At 45.0% G+C, this 3482-nt stretch carries 3 protein-coding genes and 1 pseudogene; all 4 read left to right on the plus strand.

Annotation, left to right across the window (positions count from 1 at the left end; all coding sequences use genetic code 11):
* Positions 1 to 172 precede the first annotated feature (172 nt).
* The gene (gene psb35 / locus EWV68_RS18590) at positions 173 to 373 is read left to right on the plus strand and encodes a photosystem II assembly protein Psb35 (RefSeq protein WP_002761344.1); all 201 of its coding nucleotides are present in this window, start codon (positions 173 to 175) and stop codon (positions 371 to 373) included.
* Positions 374 to 826: 453 nt separating this feature from the next.
* Positions 827 to 2185 (plus strand): ribosome biogenesis GTPase Der, encoded by a 1359-nt coding sequence (gene der / locus EWV68_RS18595; RefSeq protein WP_004268090.1) that lies wholly within the window; start codon positions 827 to 829, stop codon positions 2183 to 2185.
* A 3-nt stretch (positions 2186 to 2188) separates the two neighbouring features.
* A complete protein-coding gene (locus EWV68_RS18600) occupies positions 2189 to 3064 on the plus strand; it encodes an energy-coupling factor transporter transmembrane component T family protein (protein ID WP_061431569.1) in 876 nt (291 codons plus the stop codon).
* Positions 3065 to 3146: 82 nt separating this feature from the next.
* Positions 3147 to 3272: pseudogene (locus EWV68_RS21960) on the plus strand (hypothetical protein); the annotation flags it as partial.
* Between the last annotated feature and the right edge of the window lie 210 nt (positions 3273 to 3482).

Here is a 3482-nt window from a genome sequence, read left to right on the forward strand (position 1 = left end):
TCGAAACGAATAGGCTTTTTCCATATCCCGCATTCTAGCATATATCGTGTAAATGTGCTAATATTTGACGGTAAAGCCGTCGTAGAACGACGGGGTTTCAGACCCAAAATTTTCGATGAGGGGGCCGATTCTGTTAAGATATACAAATTAAAAGCTTAATCGTGAAAAAATTATGTATCTACTCCTAGAAGTGGCCAGTGGCAAATTCCCCGTTTATTTTGTGGCAGTTTATGTGGTCGGTTTTCTCGCTGCTGTCACCATCGGTTCGATCGCTTGGTACAATTCTAAACGCCCGGTCGGTTGGGAAGATGCCCAAAGACCCGATATTGTCCCCGAAGTGAAGACAGAGGTGGATTCTGATTCTCAATCCTAGAAAAAGGCAGTGATCAGTTATTTTAGCCGTCAGCTTTTTCTCCCTTCTCAACAGTTATAATCCTCGATCGAGCCAATCAATGGTGAGGCAATTGCGGCTAGAATGGCCTGCTTTAGTCTTTTAGTCTCGTCGTTCGTTAACACTTAGGGATTCCTCTACGGAATACAAAAATTCACTCATCCTCAGACCTAAAGCATTAGTAACCTGTTACTTCCGCCAAATACTCTTGCGACCACCCTTTTTCTTGGCGATAACGCTGTAGCTCTCGTCCTAAAATTTGCTCTAGTTGACCAGATTGCATAAGCTGAATTCTAGTCTTTTGTATACCAAAGTTCTACAGACTAAAGTATTCAATGTCTCGGTGCCGAACAGAAACAGATAAATCAACCAAGGTCGATCGCAAATCGCTATGATAGAATATTGGGTCTTTAATTTCCGTCCCCTCCTCCTCTTATGAAACTGCCTGTCGTCGCTATTATCGGTCGTCCCAATGTGGGCAAATCCACCCTCGTCAATCGTATCGCTGGAGATCAACAGGCGATCGTTTTCGATCAACCCGGGATTACCAGAGATCGCACCTATCAACCAGCTTTCTGGTGCGATCGAGATTTTCAAATTGTCGATACAGGGGGGCTAGTTTTTAACGATGACAGCGAATTTCTCCCTTTAATCCGCGAACAGGCTTTAATCGCCCTAGCAGAGGCAAGTGTGGCGATTTTTGTCGTCGATGGGCAAGGGGGAATTACCGCCGGCGATCGAGAAATTGCCGCTTGGTTACGACAGCAAAATGTCCCGATACTTTTGGCCGTCAATAAATGTGAATCGGTGGAACAGGGTATCCTGCAAGCGACGGAATTCTGGGAATTGGCCATCGGTGAACCCTTCCCCATCTCGGCCATTCACGGTTCTGGTACAGGTGAACTACTCGATGCAGTGATTAAATATTTGCCACCTGCGGCGGAAATTCCCGAAAATGAAGAGATTAAAGTGGCAATTATCGGTCGTCCTAACGTGGGTAAATCCAGTCTCCTCAATGCTTTAACCGGACAACAACGGGCGATCGTTAGTCCGATTTCGGGAACCACCAGAGACTCGATCGATACTTTAATTGAACGAGAAGGACAGGTTTATCGGTTAATTGACACCGCCGGGATTCGCCGTAAGAAGAATGTGGACTATGGAGCCGAATTTTTCAGTATTAACCGTGCTTTTAAGGCAATTCGCCGGTCTGACGTGGTGCTATTCGTCATCGATGTGCTAGATGGTGTCACCGAACAGGATTTAAAATTGGCGGGGCGAATCATTGAAGAAGGGCGTGCGGTAGTGCTAGTGGTCAATAAATGGGATGCGGTGGAGAAAGACACCTACACCATCAATACTTACACCAAAATGCTCCAGGATCGGCTGTATTTCATGGATTGGGCAGAAATGATCTTTGTCAGTGCTATGACGGGGCAAAGAGTCACCAAAATCCTCGAATTAGTCGATATTGCCGCCGAATCTCACCGTCGTCGCGTCAGTACCTCGGTAATCAACGATGTGATCGAAGATGCGGTTAAATGGCACAATCCCCCCACCACCAGGGGCGGAAAACAGGGGAAACTATACTATGGCACGCAAGTATCGAGTCAACCCCCCACGATCGCCCTTTTCGTTAACGATCCCCAGCGCTTTAATGATAACTATCGCCGTTACATCGAAGGGCAATTCCGGCAACAGTTAGGCTTTAAAGGAACCCCGATCCGCTTAATATGGCGCGGCAAACCGGCGCGAGAAGTGGAAAAAACGGTTAATAGAGCCACCAAGGTCTAATTTATGGATTTATTGCGAAGTTTGCCCATCGGTCTTTATCTCGATCAACCGATTACCCGACTACATCAACTAGATGCCAGGGTAAAATTTATCTGGTTAATGGCTTTTTTAGCAGCACCTTTATTAGCTAATCCTTGGTGGCGTTTAGCTTTGGTGGGATTGTTAATGTTTTTAACCCTGCTTGCGCCTATTCCCCCCCGCGTCTGGCGGCAACAGATGGGCTGGCTGATATTTTTAGCGATTATCGTCTTTCTGATTACTGCTATCACTCCCGATGGTTTAGGGGTGAGTATTCAGCCGCGTTTACCAGAGGAAGGGCTGAATTTACCGCCAGCAAGTGATTATCAGTATGTTTTATGGGATAGAGGTCGTTTATTTGTTACCCGACGTTCTTTGGAATTAGCAGTGAGAATTAGTACCTTAGTTTTTACTTTAATTTATAGTACTAATCTCTTTTTGTTGACGACGGCCCCGGAAGAAATTACCGAAGGTTTAGAGAATTTAATGAGTCCTTTACGGCGATTTAATGTGCCGGTGACGGAAATTTCTCTGACTCTGACCCTCTCTTTACGCTTTATTCCTCTGGTTTTAGAAGAAGTGCAAAATCTAGCTAGGTCAGTGCGAACTAGGGCGATCGATTGGCAAAAATTAGGGATTAAAAGAAGTTTAAACGTCTGGTTAACAGTAGTGGAAAAATTACTAGATAATTTGCTTTTGCGCGCCGAACAAATAGCGATCGCTATGGAGGTTCGCGGTTTTACCAGTCCCAATCAGCATCAAGTACGCTGGCACGAATTAAAGTTAAGATGGGCTGATTTGATCGCTTTATTTTTGTTAATTCCCTTTTGGGCAGCCCGATTAGCTTGGGGTGGTTTATAGCAGTTATCAGTTGTCAGTTAATAGACCAAGTATCGCCACCGAATATCAAGGAAAAATTTTTGAGTGAGATCAAACCGAAAATACAGGCATAGGTCTATCAATTGTCAAAAAAATTCTTGATAATCAAGGAGAGAGAATTTGCATAGAATCCCGATCAGGTGAAGGGGCAAGTTTTTATTTTACTTGGCATAAAAATTCTCCTAGTTAGGGTCTGCTGAAAAAGTTTTTCCTAGGGGCAGGGTGTAACCCCCCCAACCCCCCCGACATCGGGGGGGCAGGTGGGGTGTGGGGTTTTACCGATTTTCATCGGGTAAATTACCTAATTTTCAGGGAAAAAGTCCAGGGATTTTCCCCCCGACCACTCCCATATCTGGTACTTTTTGATTGACAAAAAGTCTAAAAGTCTTACCCAACAAGG

The sequence above is a fragment of the Microcystis sp. M_QC_C_20170808_M9Col genome (assembly GCF_007095495.1).
GTDB classification, from domain to species: Bacteria; Cyanobacteriota; Cyanobacteriia; order Cyanobacteriales; family Microcystaceae; genus Microcystis; species Microcystis aeruginosa.